Source organism: Dyadobacter sp. CY351 (assembly GCF_021502625.1).
Taxonomy (GTDB): domain Bacteria; phylum Bacteroidota; class Bacteroidia; order Cytophagales; family Spirosomataceae; genus Dyadobacter; species Dyadobacter chenhuakuii.
In genome coordinates, this window is the sequence record NZ_JAKFFU010000002.1 from 818801 (window position 1) to 835938 (window position 17138).

General features: G+C 46.2%; 12 protein-coding genes. 5 read left to right on the forward strand and 7 right to left on the reverse strand.

Going from position 1 to position 17138, the window contains the following annotated elements; translation table 11 throughout:
- Positions 1–6 precede the first annotated feature (6 nt).
- The 4 genes from L0660_RS05465 to L0660_RS05480 form a co-directional block, all read right to left on the reverse strand.
- Positions 7–3084 carry a TonB-dependent receptor gene (locus L0660_RS05465; RefSeq protein ID WP_235158488.1) on the reverse strand — a complete coding sequence of 1026 codons (3078 nt, stop codon included), beginning with the start codon at positions 3082–3084 and terminating at the stop codon, positions 7–9.
- Entirely contained in the window at positions 3077–3976 is a 900-nt protein-coding gene (locus tag L0660_RS05470; RefSeq protein WP_235158489.1) for a carbohydrate kinase, read from the reverse strand. The genes L0660_RS05465 and L0660_RS05470 overlap by 8 nt, the downstream gene beginning before the upstream one ends.
- Positions 3977–3989: 13 nt before the next feature.
- Positions 3990–5312: a sugar porter family MFS transporter gene (locus L0660_RS05475; protein WP_235158490.1), complete on the reverse strand. Its 1323-nt coding sequence runs from the start codon at positions 5310–5312 to the stop codon at positions 3990–3992.
- A gap of 267 nt (positions 5313–5579) precedes the next feature.
- Positions 5580–8282, reverse strand: coding sequence for a substrate-binding domain-containing protein (locus L0660_RS05480; RefSeq protein ID WP_235158491.1), 2703 nt, complete (start codon positions 8280–8282; stop codon positions 5580–5582).
- Positions 8283–8511: 229 nt separating this feature from the next.
- Between L0660_RS05480 and L0660_RS05485 the strand changes: the two genes are divergently transcribed.
- Together L0660_RS05485 and L0660_RS05490 are read left to right on the forward strand one after the other, a co-directional pair.
- Positions 8512–9441, forward strand: coding sequence for an alpha/beta fold hydrolase (locus L0660_RS05485; protein ID WP_235158492.1), 930 nt, complete (start codon positions 8512–8514; stop codon positions 9439–9441).
- Positions 9442–9466: 25 nt separating this feature from the next.
- Positions 9467–10369, forward strand: a complete 903-nt coding sequence (locus L0660_RS05490; RefSeq protein WP_235158493.1) for an AraC family transcriptional regulator — start codon at positions 9467–9469, stop codon at positions 10367–10369.
- A gap of 425 nt (positions 10370–10794) precedes the next feature.
- Here the strand turns inward: L0660_RS05490 and L0660_RS05495 are convergent, their stop codons facing one another.
- Positions 10795–11175 carry a VOC family protein gene (locus L0660_RS05495; RefSeq protein ID WP_235158494.1) on the reverse strand — a complete coding sequence of 127 codons (381 nt, stop codon included), beginning with the start codon at positions 11173–11175 and terminating at the stop codon, positions 10795–10797.
- 212 nt (positions 11176–11387) lie between these two features.
- Positions 11388–11915, reverse strand: coding sequence for an outer membrane beta-barrel protein (locus L0660_RS05500; protein ID WP_235158495.1), 528 nt, complete (start codon positions 11913–11915; stop codon positions 11388–11390).
- 99 nt (positions 11916–12014) lie between these two features.
- On the opposite strand from L0660_RS05500, the gene L0660_RS05505 reads away from it, so the two are divergent.
- Positions 12015–13316, forward strand: a complete 1302-nt coding sequence (locus L0660_RS05505; RefSeq protein ID WP_235158496.1) for an MFS transporter — start codon at positions 12015–12017, stop codon at positions 13314–13316.
- Positions 13317–13320: 4 nt separating this feature from the next.
- Here L0660_RS05505 and L0660_RS05510 read toward each other — a convergent pair whose 3' ends face one another.
- Positions 13321–14865, reverse strand: a complete 1545-nt coding sequence (locus tag L0660_RS05510; RefSeq protein WP_235158497.1) for a sulfatase — start codon at positions 14863–14865, stop codon at positions 13321–13323.
- Positions 14866–15229: 364 nt separating this feature from the next.
- On the opposite strand from L0660_RS05510, the gene L0660_RS05515 reads away from it, so the two are divergent.
- Both L0660_RS05515 and L0660_RS05520 read left to right on the forward strand, forming a co-directional pair.
- Complete coding sequence (locus L0660_RS05515) at positions 15230–16093, forward strand: SDR family oxidoreductase (RefSeq protein ID WP_235158498.1); 864 nt, start codon at positions 15230–15232, stop codon at positions 16091–16093.
- A gap of 14 nt (positions 16094–16107) precedes the next feature.
- Complete coding sequence (locus L0660_RS05520; RefSeq protein WP_235158499.1) at positions 16108–17016, forward strand: AraC family transcriptional regulator; 909 nt, start codon at positions 16108–16110, stop codon at positions 17014–17016.
- Positions 17017–17138: the final 122 nt, after the last annotated feature.

Below are 17138 nucleotides of genomic sequence, written 5' to 3' on the forward strand. Positions count from 1 at the left end.
CAGAATTTAGAAAGTGACATTCAGGCCAATGGTTCCTATGACAGGGATCGGGAAAGCGAAGTTTGGAATCTCCGGGTCGGGACCTGTGAAAGCTTTGCTTTTGATGGTAAACAGATTACTTCCTTGCAGATACAACCGCGCGCTCTGGATTTTCAGGGCATTCAGACTTTTGAAATTGTACCCGATCTGCGCATTTCTCAGCTTTAAATAGGAACCGTTTTCAATGAAGTAAGTCGAGAAGCGACCTTCGTTATTTCTGTCTACCAATGTCAAAGCAGGGATATCCGAACTTGTGTTTTGAGGCGTCCATGCGTCCAGCGTTCTTTCACCCCAGTTGGTGCCCGTCCAGAGTGACGAGAAATCAGTGTAGGTTTTGAATTCGTTCTGAACCTTTACATCGATTCCCTGAAAGAAAAAGCTCAGATCGAAATTTTTCCAGCTTACGGAAGTATTGAAGCCATACATATATTTTGGCGTGCTGTTTCCGATAAAATCCCTGTCCTGCGCGTCAATCGTGCCATCGCTGTTCAAATCGGCATATCTGATTCGTCCCACGCCTTTTCCCGGCTGAGTTGCAGCATTGTCTACTTCACCCTGATTTTGAAATATTCCGTCGGCTACATATCCAAAGAATGAATTGGCCGGGCGACCGAGTATGGTCTTATCCGTTCCATTTCCCGGATAGGATGCAATCACCTCTTTTGGTAAATAAGTGATCTTGTTGCGATACAGGGAGAAGTTTCCAGTCAGGTTGATCCTAAGGTCATTACCAATTTTAGTGTCATAAGAAAGCAATGCTTCGAAACCGCTGTTTTTCATCGAAGCGCCGTTGGTAAACCGGTTTCCACCATCACCAATCACAGCCAGATATGCCGGACTGATCAGGATGTCAGAAGTTTTCCTCTGGAAATAATCAACAGAACCAGTTAATGTGTTGTTTAAAAAACCAAAATCCACACCAAAATTAGATTCTGCGAGCGATTCCCATCTTAGGGCATCATTGCCTTGTTGGATCAATGTAAATCCGGACGGAAGCTGGCCCGTGCCGTTTCCGCCAATGTCATACGCACTGCCATTATCAAAATCCCAGGTTGGATCGCTGCCGTAAATGGCTGAGTATAAAGATTGCGTCGCATTGTTCGGGATTTCCTGGTTACCCGAGCGACCCCATCCATATCTCAGTTTCAAGTCAGAAATGAAAGGAATATCTTTAATAAATGTTTCTTCGCTCAGACGGTAACCCAATGAAAACGCAGGGAATGTTCCGAAGCGGTTATCTTTTCCAAAGCGTGACGAACCATCGCGGCGTACGGTTGCCGATGCCAGGAACTTGTCGGCGTAAGTGTAATTAACCTTTGCGAAATAGGAGAAAAGTGAATTCGCACTGCCGCTGCCGCCATTATTAATGTTATTGCTTCCTGCGTTCAAATAGGAATAATTGATATTTTCGAGTGCCAGGCCTCTTCTGCTTGCCGAAAATTCCTGGGCGATATATCGGATGCTTTCCTGTCCAACTAGGATTCCAATTTGGTGCTTACCAGTTTGAATGTCATAGTTTAATGTGTTTTGCCAGATCGAATTCCCCGAGTAGTCCTGGAAATTCGAAACCTGATTGGTTGGATCAGACAAGAAACCGGAGGTGTAGGATTTCCGAAGCAGCCTTTTGTAACCACCGCTGTAATCAATTCCGTAGCTGGTTTTAAGATGCAGTTTTGGAATTATTTCCAGATCAGCAAATACATTTCCAAATAGCCGGTAGAAGTTGCCTTTGTTCTGCCGGTTGTCCTCGATGAGCCTGACAGGATTTTGGCGGTCGGTCATTCCGGAAGCAGGGCCGCCCCAGCCGCCATCCACGGTGTAAACCGGCACAACGGGCTGTGAAACGAGCGACGCAAACAGTATATCAGCCGTCGGAGACTGCACATCCTGGATGTAAGTGGCAGACAGATTTTCGCCAATTTTCAGTTTGGACTTAAATAGCGAGAAATCCGTGTTCAACCTTGCGTTATACTTTTTATTATGTGTTGATTTTACAACTCCTTTATTATCGTAGTAACCCAGCGAAAACATCGTATTTCCTTTTTCAGAACCATTAGAAATGGACATATCATAGGATTGAATGATAGACTTTTGTGCAATCTCATCATACCAATAAGTGTTGGCAGGCTTCATCGTTTTTGCCGCATCAATGAATTCGGGATATTTGATCTGACTCAAAGACGGGTTATTGAAATCATTATTCCAGTCGTATTGATAAATCTGATTGGCATTCGGATCCGCTTTGTCATTCACTGCTGCCTGCCAATATGCCCGGCCGCGGCCGTCTGCATTCAATGTTTTCAGCTTCGACGCATAATCCTGTATTGAAGTGGAAATGTTCACATTCAACCGCGATTGACCGTTTTTGGCTTTTTTGGTCGTCACAATTACAACACCATTTGCAGCCCTTGAACCGTAAATGGTTGCCGAAGAAGCATCTTTCAAAACCTGGATAGATTCGACGTCTGCCGGGTTTATTTCATTCAATCCTCTTTTGGTAGGAATGCCGTCGATGATGTAAAGCGGATCATTATTGCCCAATGTACTGCCTCCTCTGATCCTTACCGTGGCACCTCCGCCCGGCGCTCCGTCCGTAGTGATCAGCACACCCGGCACTCTTCCCTGCAATGCCTTTGCCGGGTTACCCACCTGGCTGTCCTTAATGTCTTTAATGCTCACCACACTCACCGCACCTGTGATATCTTTCTTTCGCTCAGACTGATAGCCGGTAACAACCACTTCATTCAGGCTTTTTGAATCATATTCCAGCGTCACATCCATGACACTATTCGTGCCCGGAACCACTTCGCTGGGGACCATGCCCACGTAAGAAAATACCAGCGTTGCGCCGCTGTTAATGCCGATGCTGTACTTTCCATCGGCGTCAGATAATGTGCCGTTGGTTGTACCTTTTTCCAGGATACTTACGCCTGGGAGCGTCACCCCGGCGCCGTCTTTCACGGTTCCGGTAATGTTGGATTGAGCAGCCGCAAGTTGCACCCAACATAGTATGGCAAAAGCCAGAAGCGGTAGTCGTTTAAACATGATTGATTTGATTATTGATTAAAAAATCAGCAATTTTTTTTTCGGCAATAACAGGTGTAGCACCAGAATAGGAGGCAACCAATGCACCAACTGCACAGGCTTTTTCAAGGGCTGAGGGAATGGATGAGCCAGAAATATATTCTTTCAGAAACATCGCCAGAAAGGAGTCGCCGCTGCCAATCGTGTCCTGCACTTCCACTACATATCCGCCCTGAGAATGAAATCCGTCCCCGGAAAGAACGACCGCGCCATCGGCACCGAGCGTAACACAAACCAGTTTCAGGTTGAAGCGTTCGTAAAGAAATTTCATTTGCGTTTCCACTTCGGGCTGGATGCCAAACCAGGTGCAAACCGTATTCAGCTCATGCTCGTTTACTTTAACAATGTCAGCCTGTTCAAGCAGATATTCAGTGGTGGCTCTGTCCAGATGCGGAGGGCGAATGTTGACGTCGAACACTTTCAGCTTTGCATCTTTCAGCAATTCAAAAAGCGTGTCACGAGACTGCTGGCTGCGGACGGAAAGCGTGCCGTAGACAAACACATCTGAATCTTTTACGAGCTGTTTGTTTTCAGGCGTCGTCATAATGTAGTCCCAGGCAACGGGCTGCACAATTTTGTAGGTGACTTCTGTTTTATCAGTCAGGTTAACCTTTACAATGCCGGTAAGGTGCGTTATGCCAGTTTGGATAAAATCTGTGTTAAAATCCTGGTTATTAAGATAATCCATGAGTTCAACGCCCAGGTCGTCGTCGCCGACGCGGCTGATGAAAGCCGGGTTCATGCCGAAGTTTTTCAGGTGAATGGCCACATTCATGGGCGCTCCGCCGGGTTGCTTGCCAGATGGCAGCATGTCCCAAAGCATTTCTCCGAAAACGGTTATTGTTGGTGTCATATAAGTGGAGATATTAATGTAGAATCATTGTTTTGTCAGTCCTTTCCAGAGAGGTTCCCTTGGTTTCCGGCATGATGCGCCACACGAAAATGAGCTGCAAAATCATCATGATCGCGAAGAAGGAAAATGTAACTCCGCCGCCCAGATATTCGGAAATAATGGGGAAGGAAAAGGCGATGACGGCCGCCATAAACCAGTGCGTAAAGCTTCCCAGCGCCTGACCATTTGCCCGCACTTCATTAGGAAAAATTTCAGATATGAACACCCAGATGACCGCACCTTGTGAGAAGGCAAAAAAGGCAATGTAAACGAAAAGGAAAACCGGTACGCCCGTAAAATCCTGGATAAAAAATGCCCTTGCAACCAATGCAAGTGTGATAATCACACCCACGGAGCCAATCGCCATTAATGTGCGTCTGCCGAAACGATCTATAAAGTTGATGGCTAAAAGTGTAAAAGCGAAGTTGACGAAACCAATTCCCGCAGAGGACAGAAACGCAGCTTTTGCTCCCAATCCTGTCATTTCAAAAATACGTGGACTGTAATAAATGATGGCATTAATGCCCGAAACCTGATTGAAAACTGCGAACAAAATAGCAAGCATTACCGGTGTTTTGTATTTGGCAGAAAACAGCCTGGCAGAAGGTCTGTCCTTCGTTTCCCCGTTTGCATTCATGATCGCAAACAATGTTTCTTCGCTGGTTTGAGGGTCGATGATATTCAGGATTTCCTTGGCTTGCTGCACATCGCCTTTTTTCATAATCAGCCAGCGTGGACTTTCCGGAACGTAAAGAATAGCGAGCAAGAAAATTATAGAAGGCAAGGCCTGCACACCGAGCATCCAGCGCCACGCATTGTCGCCCATATCCTGCATGAAGTAATTGGAGAAGTAGGCGATGAGAATTCCGAAAACGACATTGAACTGGAATAGCCCAACCATTTTCCCGCGTGACTTGGCAGGAGAGATTTCAGAGATGTACATCGGCGCAGCTACGGAAGAAGCGCCTACACCCAACCCGCCGAGGAAGCGGAAGAAAATGAAAACATACCAATCGGTTGCAAGCGCCGAGCCGAGCGAAGAAACCAGATATAAGACGGCGATCCAGAATAGGGTGGTTTTTCTTCCGAGCTTGTCCGCCGGAATGCCGCCTAACATTGCGCCGAGAACAGTCCCTATCAATGCGATGGAAACCGTGAACCCGTGTTCAACCGCAGACAGATCCCATAAATGCTGAATGGCTTTTTCCGCCCCCGAGATCACGGCCGTATCAAATCCGAAAAGAAACCCGCCAAGCGCAACGACGATCGACCAAACTAATACCTTACTGTTTTTCATTGGTAGTTCTGATTTTTTGTCAAAACTACCGCCACTTGCTGCCCGGAATAAGTAAATAATATCTCAATAAAGTTAAACTTTGATACAGTGGTATTTTATAAGGTTATAATGATGATAATCAGTGAATTAACTTACGATTTAAAATTTGATACATCCGTAACCTTTCAATTTTGATACATCTTGCTTCAAAATTGTATCATTTCTTATGAATTCAGTGGCAAACGAATTGGACGATTGGTTGAAAATATTGAATGAAAATCCGGCTGCTTATGATTTCTTATATTCCATCGGTGTTTGATTATATTTTCCTTTGAAGGCCGTGGAGAAGTAGGTAGGAGAGGAGAAGCCGACCTTGTAGGCTATGTCGGCAATGGTCAGATCGTCGCGGCGCAGCAGGAACTTGGCTTTATTGAGCCTTACCTGCTGAATGTATTCATTCACGCTCATGCCTAGCAAAGCCTTCACTTTTCTGTAAAGCTGTACCCGGGACATGCCCAGGTCCCTGCCAATGTCTTCCACGCTGAGCTCGGAATTATCGTAACGCTCCTCAATATATGCAGTGAATTGCGTAATAAATTTCTTATCCAGTTTGTTCGGATTCGTTCCCGACGAGGTTTCAATGGGCAACTCACTGGTGTAATGTTCGCGAAGCACGGACCGGTTTTTCAGCAAAGTCTTAATGCTTTCCTGCACATACTGCAGGTTAAACGGCTTGGTAATGTAAGCGTCCACGCCCGTCTGAATGCCTTCGATCTGCTGTTCGATGGTGGTTCTGGCGGTAAGCAGAATCACCGGAATGTGCGACGTCCTGAAATCCGCTTTAAGTATTGCGCTCACGCCCAATCCATCCTTTTTGGGCAATGTCACATCACACACGATCAGATCGGGAATGTGCTCAAATGCCAGTCTCAAACCTTCTTCGCCGTCATTGGCTACCAATATCTGGTAACTGACATTCAGTTTTTGTTCCAAAAGCCTTACCAGATCATTGTTGTCTTCAATGAGCAGCACAGATTGTTCATGAGTTGAAACCTCCTTGGGAGAAGCATTATTCGCAGCCGGATCTTCTTCCTGAATTTCAAAGTTTTGAACCATAGAAAAATCTTCCGCGTGCCCGGTTTGTAATTCATCTTCCTGGAAATGCTTGCTACCCAGCGGCAATTCAATGGTGAATGCCGTTTCCTTATTGGGCTGGCTGCGGACGGAAATAGTTCCTTTATGCAGCGAGATCAATTCCCTGGAAAGCGCCAGGCCGAGCCCGGTTCCGAGGGCTTTATAACCGCTTTCGGCTTGATAAAAAACCTCGAAGACGTGCGCAACTTCTGATTCCGTCATGCCTATTCCATTGTCTTCCACCGTAATCTGCGCCTGATCGTTGGAAATGGTTTTGATATACAAGTAAACCCTTCCCTTATCCGGCGTGAATTTGAATGCATTGGAAAGCAAATTGAAAATCACCTTATCGAGCATCGTCGCATCAAACCACACCATCACTTCGAGATCGGAAGCGATTAATTGAAAATCAATTTTTCGTTTGGAAGCAATGCGTTCAAAAGCCACCATAATGTCCTTCACAAATGCCACCAGGTTATGCTCGCCAGCGCGCACCTGCATGCGGTGACTTCCCAGTTTTCTGAAATCCATCAGCTGGCTCACCAGACGGAGCAGTCTTAATGTGTTTTTCCGGATCAGTGAAAGCTCTTGTTTGATCAAGGGATCGCGGATCTTTTCGCTGGCTAAGACATCTTCAATCGGTGCTAAAATCAATGTAAGTGGCGTGCGGAATTCGTGCGAAATGTTGGTGAAGAATTTAAGTTTGGCCTCATTTTCAATTTCAGCACTTTGCGCCAATTGCTCGATCTGGTTCTTTTGGTCCGAAATTTCATGATTCTGGACTTCCAGGCGCTTGTTGATCTTCCGGTTTTCGCGTAAAGAATAAAAGGAAATGGCTCCGAAAATGAGTGCTAATGCAAGGGTGATGGAAACGGTGTAAATGACAATGCTCTGGTTTTCAGAGATCGCACGCTGCTCCTCAATTTTTTCCTGCCGACGCTCAATGTCTTGCTGCTGGGCCACCAATTTTTCGCTCTGCAATTTCATGATCCTGACATTGGTCGAATCGATCATGGTGATTTGCAAGCGGTTTTCCCTTTTGAACGGCTTCTTTTGAAGAATAGAAATCGCGGTTCGGATGGCTTCTTCTCCACCAGTCGGATATAGAATAGTAGCATTTAAAACATTCCTATCAACAAGATCAATGCCGCCATTCGGCCCGGTTAGTCCGTCAACACCGATTAACCTAATCTTTTTTTCAAGACCTAAATTTTTACAAACCTTAAAAGCAGTCAACGCGCGGCGATCATTCTGGCAGAAAATAACGTCAATGTCCGTATGGGTTTGCAGCAGTTTGGTCAGCGGGGCTTCGAAAGAATATTTATCCCAATCGCCGTCCAGTTTGGCAACCAGTTCGATGCCGGCAAATCGATTAATGATCTCCATAAAACCCTTATGGCGATCAATGTCAGCGGAAGAGCCCGGTTTTTCACTGATCTCGATCACCTTTCCGGTTCCTTTCAAAAGTGTATTGGTATAAGCGCCGGCAATCTGCCCGACTTCCACATTATCAGCACCCACATAGGCTGTGTACTGATCAGAATTGGTCCGGCGATCCAAAATAATGACTGGAATTCCGCTTTGGTAAGCCTTCTCAACAACAGGTGTAATCGGCTCGGCTTCATTCGGAGATACGATCAGCAGGTCAATGTCTTGTTTAAGCAGTTCTTCAATTTGTGTGATTTGTGTTTTGCTCTGTCCGCCCGCATCCTTCATCACAAAGTTGATCTCCGGATTGAAAGAAAGCTCGCGATACATGCTCTCCTGCATGGTTTTACGCCAGTTATCACTGCCCGTGCACTGCGAAAAGCCAATCGTAAACTGCTTCGATTCCTTTTTGGAACAAGCAGTTACCATAAAACAAACCAGAATAATAAGGTTAAAGTATTTCAATGTTTTCTTGTATTCAAATCCGTTGGTTGAGGTCTATAAATGTATCACAAATGGAGTTTGAAACAAATTGAAAAGAATTGATGTGTACCTGAATTTGTCCGGGATTTGGCTACGCAATGCCCCGATTTCACTACGCCGGGGAGTTGAAGGCTGATGAACTTTGCATATCTCAAAATTCAAAATCAATAACAACATGAAACAGTCAAAAACACCCATCATGAGCTTCAGTCCGGTTGTATTACCAGTTTCCGGCCGTCACGTAGACCTCGAAATGAAAGTTTCTGCTCCTGCTAGCGGAAACAACCTGCCGGTCATTCTTCTTTCGCATGGGCATGGTCCCTCTAATTTCCTCTCTTCGTACAGAGGATACGGTCCCATGGTTGATTTTTTTGCAGCAGAAGGGTTTGTTGTCATTCAACCCACCCATCAAAATTCCCGAGCACTTGGTCTTTCGTCGTCCCTTCCGGAAGCACCCTTGTTTTGGAGTTCGCGGGCTACGGACATGCAATTTATCCTGGATCATTTAGACGAAATTATTTCCACAGTGCCGGGGTTGACCGGAAGAGTCGATCAAGCAAAAGTTGCTGCCATCGGCCATTCCATGGGCGGCCAGACCGTGGCCATGCTGGCAGGCATGGAGGTAACCGACCCTGCAACAGGAAAAATAGTGAATGCCGCAGAGCCAAGATTGAAGGCCCGGGTGCTGATTGGCGCCTCTGGTGGACCAGAAGGATTTAACGGAGCCAATAGACAGCATTATCCAGTGTTGGCGGCAGGTAATTTCAGCACGATGACTTTGCCGGCACTCATCGTGAATGGGGACAAAGACATCAACCTTATGTTCTCTGATGTGGACAACTGGCGTGCGGACGCTTATTATCAAAGTCCCGGCCCAAAGGACCTGCTGACCGTGTTTGGTGCTGAACACATCTTCGGTGGCATATCAGGGTATGATGCCCGCGAAACAAGTGATGAAAATCCGGAGCGTGTTGCCTTTGTATGTGAAAGTATTCTTGCCTATGTTCGGAGTACATTTGATCCGAACGATCCAAGTTGGGAAGAAGCCAGGAAAGCCCTGAACGGCGTACCAGGTGCATTAGGCAGCATCGAAAGTAAATTATAAAACAGGCATTATTATGAAGGATGAAATGTCTAACCATAGATTCATTTCGTTATCAAGGCTGCATAAGGCGCTGGACATTCCGGCACCTATGCACCCGTTGGTAAGTTTAATCAACAATGCTGATGGGACCGTTCCGCTGGAAAGACTTCCCAGTCCCCATATCCTAAATTTTTATAAAATCTCCTATAAGACAAACTTCCGCGGGAAGTTCAAATATGGGCAGCATTACTACGATTTCGACGAAGGGGGAATGTTTTTTGTTTCGCCAAATCAGATCACGGGAGGCCACGCACCACTCAGTGATCAGTCCGGTTATACTTTACTTTTCCATCCCGATTTTTTACTGGGTTACGAACTCGCCAGGAAGATCAAAGCGTACGGATTTTTTTCCTATTCTATCCATGAAGCGCTACACTTATCGGAAAAGGAAAAAACGACGATCATTTCTGTTTTCGAAAATATTGAAGAAGAATTAAAAGACAGAATTGATAATTTCAGCCAGGACGTTGTTATTTCTCAGATCGAATTGCTGCTGAATTATGCCAACCGGTTTTACAGCAGGCAATTCATCACCCGTAAGGCGGTAAGCAGCGATCTGCTTCAAAAGGTAGAAGACATTTTGCATACCTACTTTCAGTCACCACCAGACAAAAAGCAGGGGCTTCCAACTGTCCAGTTTCTGTCTGAGCAATTAAACGTCAGTCCGAGTTATTTAAGTGACATGCTGCGATCAATGACCGGGCAAAATGCACAACAACACATTCACAACCATTTGATTGAAAAGGCTAAGCAACAACTATCTACGAGCGATGCTTCGATAAGCGAAATAGCGTATGAATTAGGGTTCGAACATCCCCAGTCCTTCAGCAAACTTTTCAAGCTCAAAACCAGTGTATCGCCCTTGGATTTCAGGCGTTCTTTTAATTAAAGTATCTTGGAGGGAAGGATACCTTCTAAGGGTTATTTGAATTTGTTATAGTAAGTAATATCATATGGGGGAGCTTTTATCCCCATGATGTGGTAAAACAGAAACTCCCGAAAGACGGAATTGTAATCGTTGCTTTCACCGCAGTATTAAAAAAACCAAACCCGCTAGTGCCGCTATATATTGATGGTTGTTGCAGGCAACACGTATCTCAGCGTTTATCCCTGCTTTGTTTAAGGCTTGTCGCGCCGAAACTGCCCCCACTATCCCCGGAATGTAAAATGATTTCGAGGAAAATGAATACATCTTTCAATGTTAAAGTATTGTGCCTACTGAAATCGGTGATATTGACACTTGACTTCGGTCGGCTTTTCTTAGTGAGCCAGTCATGCGAGTCGGCAGCGCTGTATTGATGGGTGGCAAACTGCTTACCGGGCGACTGGCGTAAAAAAGTTTACGAGGTTTCCGTCAGGATCGCGAAACAACATAGAGCGGTTTCCCCAAGGCATTGTTGTTGGTTTTTGAACAATGTCATCGCCAAGGAGGTCTGCCAGCCTGTGATATTCTGCGTCTACATCGTCCACGAGAAACTCCAAAATGACCGATTGATTGGATGTCGGGACGGCCAGATGGCTTCCTCCAAAAAGCTCCAGAGTCCGGGTGCTGCCGATCGCCAGTACGATTGATGAGGTGTGTAATTCTGCGAAATCCGCTGTATGCTGAATAATGGATAAACCCGTAATTTGTTCATAGAATGCAATTAGAGGTTGGATGTCTGCGGTGATAATTCGGATGGATGCAAATTTCATAGGATGGAATGTTTTTCTCAAAATTAAAATGCGGAAATGACAACAGTATGTCAGCAGCTATGGTGGTAATGTCGTATCAATTTCGAGAAGCAGCCTGAAAAGATTGAAAAACAGATTCAGCAAATGCTGGCGGGCGTCTCCATCTATTTACAAGCACATACGCCGGGTATAGGTATGAATACTCTAGCTGGTTATGCCGCTTTTGGCGCGTTTTACTTCCTGCTGGCGGCATTTCGTTTAAGTAAAATGATCAATAGAATGCCGGGCCCGTTGTAAGTCCCGCTGATCTCAGCCTTTACTGCTGCCTTCGTATGAATGGTGAAGGACTGCGTCAAGTTCGCATCGTAGGAAAACAGGTGATAGTCAAAAGCGCTGGATAGATAAGCTGATTTTTCCCGCAGCCTGTAAGCGCCGCCCATCACATTGATGTCCCGCCAGCTGCCCGGCTGAAATGCTGCTGATAAACGGACACCTGAATTCGCGCTTAAACCCAGGTTTGCATGCGTTCCATAATAAAGCTTCGTCTGATTGTCCTGCACATTGATGTTGGTGAAAACATCCTGGATGGATGTGTAATAAGCTGTTATACTATATTGTTGCTTATAAGTATAGCTCAGCTCTGCATCGTGTACAAATGCAGGTTGCGGGGCGGGATTGCCAACATAGAAATTGAATGGCGAGGAAAGCCGGAGGCGCACGCTATGGCCTGAAAGCAGGCGGAACCTATGTGGCGTTTGCATTGCCGTAGCCAATAATAAATTTATCAAAATGGAAAAATACTTACTTTGGCAGAGCCTCAAAGCACATTTCCTGCAATTCAAAAAGCAACTCGCCTTATTATGCTGAATGCTACAACTAAAAATTACCGCTGGCTCATTGTTGTGCTGCTTTTCACGGCCACGACTATCAATTACCTTGACAGGCAGATCATTGGTTTACTCAAACCGATTTTAGAAAAAGAATTCGCTTGGACGGAAACCGATTTTGCACGGATTGTCATGGCTTTTACGGCCGCCTATGCCCTGGGTCTGCTGCTTTTCGGCTGGCTGATCGATAAAATCGGCACGAAAATGGGTTATTCGATCACCATTGTCTTTTGGAGCATTGCGGGTATGCTGCATGCTGTCGCAAGGAGCGCATTTGGTTTTGGTCTGGCGCGTGTGGGACTCGGTTTGGGTGAAGCCGGAAATTATCCTGCGGCAGTCAAGACGGTTGCCGAATGGTTTCCGAAAAAAGAGCGTGCGCTGGCAACGGGACTTTTTAACGCCGGCACAAGCGTCGGCGTGGTGGTTGCATTGCTGCTGGTGCCCTGGATACTAAACCATTATGGCTGGCAGGAAGTATTTTGGATTACCGGAGCACTCGGCTTTGTCTGGCTTATTTTCTGGCTGATTTACTACGATATTCCTGCTCAGCAAAAGCGCCTGAGTGCCCAGGAACTGCATTACATTGTCAGCGGACAGGATCAGGATGAAAACGATGCCGAGAAGCAGCGTGTGAAATGGATCAAGCTTTTTACATTCCCACAAACGTGGGCCTACATTACGGGAAAGGGCCTTATTGATCCTATTTACTGGTTTTTTCTATTCTGGTTACCCTCGTATTTCGCATCCACATTTGCTTTGGACCTTAAAAAGCCAAGCCTCGAATTGATGCTGATTTATACCGCAACCACCATCGGCAGCATTGGCGGCGGCTATCTTTCTTCGTGGCTTATCAAAAAAGGGTGGCCTACATTAAAAGCCAGAAAAACGGTTCTCTTGGCATTCGCAGTATTGGAGTTATCGGTAATCCTGATCCAGTTCGCAGGTGACGTCTGGGTCGCAGTCGGCCTGATCAGCTTTGCCGTGGCATTGCACCAAGCCTGGGCAACCAATGTATTCACATTACCGTCCGATCTTTTTCCCAAACAAGCCGTGAGTTCTGTTGTCGGAATCGGCGGGATGGCAGGTGCAGTTGGCGGAATTTTGTTTCCCATGTTAATCGGCAGCCTGCTGGACAGCTACAAAGCAGCCGGGAACCTGCAAGGAGGATACAACATCATTTTCACAATCTGCGGTTGCACATATTTGATCGCCTGGCTCATCATTCATATGCTGACCAAAACGGCGAAAGTTGTGGAGCTGGACGAGTTGCGTTAATGGCCTAGGGTTCTGATCTAAGGATCACTTTCGCCTCCTTGTCGTCATACTCCGCAATCAATTTCGTGAGCTGCTGTTTCAGTGCAAGCGTGGTCTTTTCATATCCTTTTTTGCCGTATACATTGCTTTCCTCTGAGGGATCTTTGTTCAGATCAAAAAGCTCCCATGAATTGACCCGCTTGTAAAAACGAATGAGTTTGTAATCCTTCGTGCTCACCCCAAAATGCGGTGAAACCGAGTGCTCACCGTTTTCATAATAATGATAATACAATGCCTCCCGGCCTTTGACAGCTTTATTTGCTAAGAAGGGCAGCATGGATTTTCCCTGCATATCCGATGGGATCGCAAGCCCGGCCGCATCCAGAAGCGTAGGCGCTATATCCAGGTTCATGACCATTTGACTGCTGTTTGTCCCTGGTTTAATCACGCCCGGAAATTGCATCAGCAGCGGAGTACGGAATGATTCTTCGTACATAAACCTTTTGTCAAACCAGCCGTGTTCGCCCAGGTAAAATCCCTGATCCGACATGTAGATCACAATCGTATTTTGATCCAATTCGTGTTTTTCAAGATAATCCAGCATGCGCCCGATATTGCGGTCGAGCGACTCGGCCGTGCTGTAATAATCCTTCATGTAGCGCTGGAATTTCCACTCTGCCAGTGCTTTGCCGGTCAGGTTTTTTGATTTCAAGTCAGCTTCAATCGCTCCATAATAAGCGTCAAACTTCGCTCGCTGCGCCGGATTCATCCTGTTTACGGTGGGTTCGCCTTTTGAGCTGTAACTGAGCATTTTCAGGTCGTATGCCATTTGCATTGTTTTGTCAATGCTCATATCCTGCACTGCGGCAGCACTTCTGGTTTTGTATTGATCATAAAAATTTACTGGAACTGGGAATGTCAGCGAATCATATCGGCCAAAATCCACCGTATCCGGCAGCCAGGTTCTGTGCGTCGCCTTGTGGCCGACCACCAGGCAAAATGGCTTGTTGGAATCACGTAAGTCCAGCCATTCTTCGGAAATATCCTCGATCAGATTGGTAACATAACCTTCTTTTCTAATGCTCTTTCCGTCCATTCCGATAAATTCCGGATTATAGTAAGAACCCTGGTCGGGCAACAGATTGAAAAAGTTAAATCCTTCCGGTTTGCCTGCGAGGTGGATCTTTCCGATCCAGGCTGTCTGATATCCGCCGGTCTGCAAATGTTTGGCAAAATTGTCCTGGCTATGGTCGAATTGGGAGGTTTCGTTGTCCTTAAAACCATTCTTGTGGCTGTATTTGCCAGTGAGTATTACCGCCCTGCTGGGTCCGCAAATGGAATTAGTAACATAAGCTTTGTCCAGGCGGACACCTTTCTGTGCAATGCGGTCAATGTTGGGCGTTTTAACAAGCTTGTTGCCATACGCGCTGATCGCCTGAAAAGCATGATCGTCCGAAATAATGATGACAATATTCGGCTTCGGGCGTTTGGCAGGTAGGTTTTGCGCCTGAATGTTCTGGGAAAAGATAACAAGGATAAAGCCTGCGATTCGGCAGGCGTTTTGCAGCATTGACAAAGGCCTCATTTTAGAAAAATCTGATGGGTTTAGGATAGTCGGTTATTCGAAAAGACACAAAGCCTGCATTCGCCGGCGATGCGGTTACTCTCCACCTTGTCTTCGAGCGAGCTTGCATGTTGTGTATTATGTCTGACAAAAGTGGTGGTTTTCTTCCAATCCGCAAAACTGATTTAAATGGATGTACCAAAAAAGCCTAGCCTGTTAAGCTTGTCTCCACACATGCAGTTTTTTCGAGCTATCTTATCCCAATAAGTGTTTTCTTGTGGAAGTCAGATTGGGCTACAATAAAGCCGGATTTGGCTATCTATGCATTCAGGTTTCTGCCGAGCTTTGCTTTGTACTTAAAACAATAATCATGCGGATATTAGTAACAGGCGCGACGGGTGCGTTGGGAAGTGCAGTGATCGAAACGATGCTGAAAAAGATCCCGGCCAGCAGCATTGCCATTCTTACCCGAAAAGAGGAAAGGCGATTGTCGTTTCAGGAAAAAGCATTCCGGGCGTACTTAGGCGACTTCGAAGATATGCCTTCGCTTGACCATGCCATGAAAGATGTAGATAAGGTCTTACTAATTTCAGCTAGCGACGAAGGCGATCGGGTGCAGCAGCACCGCAATGTTGTGGATGCAGCGAAAAGGGCAGGAGTAGCGGGCATCGCCTACACGAGCCGTTCGTTGCGGGATAGGAATAACCTTTCTAACCCTTTGATGATGGACCATTTTACCACCGAAGACTATATACGGGAAAGTGGCTTACAATACACCATATTTCGGAATGCTTTGTATATGGACGTGATTCCGCTGTTTGCTGGCAAACAGGTATTCGACACCGGCATTGTCCAGTCCGCCGGAATGGGAAAGGTTGCATTTGCGCTTCGACAGGAAATGGGCGAGGCGATCGCGCATGTAATGCTGGACGAACCATGCGAAAACAAGACATACCTGCTTACAGGCGGGGAGGCCTATTCGTTCGATGACGTTGCCCGGGCATTGACTGAGCTGTCGGGAAAAGAGGTGCGCTACACCTCGGTTGAAAGTCAAGCGTTCGAAGATATACTGGTTCAGAAAGGCATTCCGCAGGCAATGGCAAGAAAAATTACCGATTTTAATGCTGATATTCGAAACGGGCAGGAATCCGTAGTGACCGCCGATCTGGCCCAAAAACTTGGGCGTCCACCCGCTGCACTTAAGGAAGGGCTAAAATTACTGTTTGGGTTATAAACGATCCCTTTGTTATGAAGTCAATTGAAGCACCAAGGCACATTCGCACCATCACCGAATATCATCGATTGATGCAATTGCCCAGACCTGAGCACCCGCTCATCAGCGTGGTGCGATTTGAGGATATCAAAGCGCAGCCTGCCGTGGCTCCGAAAAGTATCAGCCATCACTTTTACACAATCGCGCTCAAGAAAAACGTCAACTCCAAAATCAGATATGGCCAGCAGGACTTCGATTTTGACGAGGGCGTTATGGTGTTTATGTCGCCCAGGCAAATTCTGTCGGTGGAGTCTTCCGGCGAAGAGGAATTCAAACATACCGGATGGCTTTTACTCATCCATCCTGATTTTTTATGGAATACCACCTTGTCGGGCAAAATAAAGCAGTATGAATTTTTCTGCTATCATCTCCGGGAGGCACTACACCTTTCTGAAAAAGAGGAAGCGCTGGTTGTGGGCCTGATGCAGCAGATCGAGCAGGAGTACCACGCCAATATGGATGCATCGAGCCACCACGTCATGATTGCGCAGCTTGAATTAATGCTCACGTACGCAGAGCGATTTTATCAACGGCAATTCCTAACTCGCAGGATTTCGAACCATACTATCCTGGAACGGATGGAGAAGTTGCTAACCCATCGTTTCAAAGACGATATCCTGGCAGCCGAAGGTATCCCGACAGTCGAGTCTGTGGCCGAGGCATTGAATCTGTCCCCGGATTATCTAAGCCGTCTGCTGACAACACTGACCAAACAAAGCACCAGGCATTTCATACAAGACAAGCTCATTAACCTGGCAAAAGAAAAACTTTCCACCACCGACCTGTCAGTGAACGAGATCGCCTTTCAGCTGGGATTTGAGCATCCTCAGTCGTTTAGTAAATTGTTCAAGAATAAGACGCGCTATTCACCGGTCGAGTTGTAAGTGTCCCAAAATCGCAGACAGTTTGAAATTAGAGAATATCACTTAATTTTAAACTGATGAAAAAGACCAAATTCACCGAGACACAGATCGTTTCGATCCTCAAACAACAGGAAGCTGGCATT